The organism is Streptococcus sp. LYSM12 (assembly GCF_004569635.1).
Taxonomy (GTDB): Bacteria; Bacillota; Bacilli; order Lactobacillales; family Streptococcaceae; genus Streptococcus.
In genome coordinates this window covers 1-285 of sequence record NZ_SPOZ01000092.1, presented here as the reverse complement: position 1 = coordinate 285, position 285 = coordinate 1, and the positions used below count along the sequence as shown (strand labels likewise).

Sequence of the window (285 nt, the reverse complement as noted above, 5' to 3'; positions counted from 1 at the left end):
TGGCATCATAGGTCATGCTTGTCTTATGACCCAAGGCGTTGGTTGTCGCAATCAGACGACCAGCAGGGCTGTACTCATAGCGGGTTTCACGACCCAGGGCATCGAGCATGGAGATGATATTGCCCATAGAGTCTAAGGTATAGGAAACACTGGTGCCATCTGGATAGGTAATAGCTGTCACATTGCCAGACTTGTCATAGGTATAACTGGTTGTCTGACCTCCCTTGGTTTCCGTCAGTTTGTTTCCGACTTCATCATAGGTATAAGAAACCGTTTGATCGGCTT

The 285-nt window shown here is 47.7% G+C and carries 1 protein-coding gene; it reads right to left on the bottom strand.

Going from position 1 to position 285, the window contains the following annotated elements; translation table 11 throughout:
- Positions 1-285, bottom strand: a 285-nt coding sequence (locus E4T79_RS10850; RefSeq protein WP_135030145.1) for an RHS repeat domain-containing protein, incomplete at both ends; no start/stop codon positions are given.